This is a genomic window from Thiolapillus sp. (assembly GCF_048562965.1).
GTDB lineage: Bacteria > Pseudomonadota > Gammaproteobacteria > Chromatiales > Chromatiaceae > Thiolapillus > Thiolapillus brandeum_A.
Map to the genome: position 1 here is coordinate 1 of NZ_JBHNMF010000713.1, position 1,537 is coordinate 1,537.

Here is a 1,537-nt window from a genome sequence, read left to right on the forward strand (position 1 = left end):
CCTTCGCTTCGCTCTCCATGGCTGGCAGCGAAGGCGCGACAGCCTGTTTCTTTACCTGTCAGGGCGAGTGAAAATGTCAAGCCAAAAAAATGGCGCTGCATCCCGACGCATAGTTAAGTCGACTTAACTCGTCCATTAACGCAACAACCGGTCCGCGATATCGTTGGCTTCAGTGCCATTCGAGAACAATACACAGGCCCACCCATTCGATTCCTTATTTTTCTCCACCCGACTTACCCGATAATGGTTGCCAAGCAATATTTCGAGGTCGTCCTGTAGGTAGTCGCCCATTTCTCCATCGTAACGAAAAGCGTATTCTCCTGCCCCAGATGGCAGGAGCTGGATCCGGCAGATGTAGCCGACTTTATCGCTGATATTCTGCTCCAGGGCCGCGACATCGATATCTTTATGAGGAGCTAATTTGCGCTCGCTTCCCAATAGATTCAATAGTGCATTGTAAGTACCCTCGTCCATATCGCCATCAACGGTCACTGAGTTAACCTTCCCGTCACCCTTGGGAGCACTTGTCTTCTTTAACGCCTGTAGTGCTTGTTCCGCCAAAACATCCGGAGAAAAGTCATTTACATTGGCCTGTTTCCAGTTTGCGCGATAAATCGCCACCACGCGATTACTCTGGTGAGCCGATAAGCGTTCACTGAGCATACACTGCGCTAATGCCCATTGAGCTTCAGCGGGTAGGCCCGGGAGCGTCCGAACGTGAAGAGGGGTCAACTGATTGAGCGATAAACTCTTCTTAACCTTCGGGTCGAGTTTGAGCAGCTGGAGCTTATGGTGGACGGCAGAACGATGCAATCCTAGGTATCGGGCCAGTTCTGCCTGTGACTTATACACCCCGTCATCGAGCAGTTGTTTGAGCGATATGGCCTCTGTAATTGGATCAAGTTTGGCACCATGGCTTCGTAAGTCGAACATGATGAGCGCCTTTTCGTCACTTTCTCTCAAGTCAGAAACCACGAACGCCGGAATCTGTTCCATTTGCAATGTTTGCGCCAGCATCCAGTATTTTTCTCCCTGTATCAGGGTATAGGTATTTTCTTTAGTCGGCTTTACCATTACAGGAGGGATGATGCCGCTTTGGCCGTAGATTTGGATTTCATCAGCGCTCGGGCGGACAATGGCGTATCCCTTTGGGCGTTTACAGGATAATGCAATAGCATCAGTGAATAAGTATTGGCACATAAGCGGTAAGCGGCAATAATGTAGTCTTGAGACTACATTGTATCAAGAAGGCAGGAATTTTTCATGGGCACCACCAATATCCTGTTTGCCGTCGGCGGCGCAGAGACTGTTGCCCTGGTGGCAGGGCGATAAATCAAGCGTGTCTTCGGCCTCGTGATAGATTTTGGGACATCCCAGTCCCCAAAATCGACTCGGCCTTTAACAACCTATTGGTGCCCCAGCAGTCCTGGTCACCCAGCACTACGCAACAACCTCGCAAGCTCGTTGCTGCTCCGTACTTGGCTCCCATATGACTGGATGCCGCGTTCGGAGGCCTACTTTGTTTTCCCTCTGGCGC

General features: G+C 50.7%; 2 protein-coding genes. One reads left to right on the forward strand and one right to left on the reverse strand.

Annotated features, from left to right (window positions below; all coding sequences use genetic code 11):
• Nucleotides 1-135 precede the first annotated feature (135 nt).
• Nucleotides 136-1,200, reverse strand: coding sequence for a ParB/RepB/Spo0J family partition protein (locus ACOCD2_RS19450; protein WP_293649029.1), 1,065 nt, complete (start codon nt 1,198-1,200; stop codon nt 136-138).
• Between the two features lie 153 nt (nt 1,201-1,353).
• On the opposite strand from ACOCD2_RS19450, the gene ACOCD2_RS19455 reads away from it, so the two are divergent.
• Nucleotides 1,354-1,537 (forward strand): hypothetical protein (locus ACOCD2_RS19455; RefSeq protein WP_419620632.1); only part of this gene is annotated, 184 nt, incomplete at its 3' end.

What these genes read in the sequence shown, in the direction of transcription:
- ACOCD2_RS19450 (WP_293649029.1), bottom strand. Translation starts at nt 1,200, where the DNA reads ATGTGCCAATACTTATTCACTGATGCTATTGCATTATCCTGTAAACGC.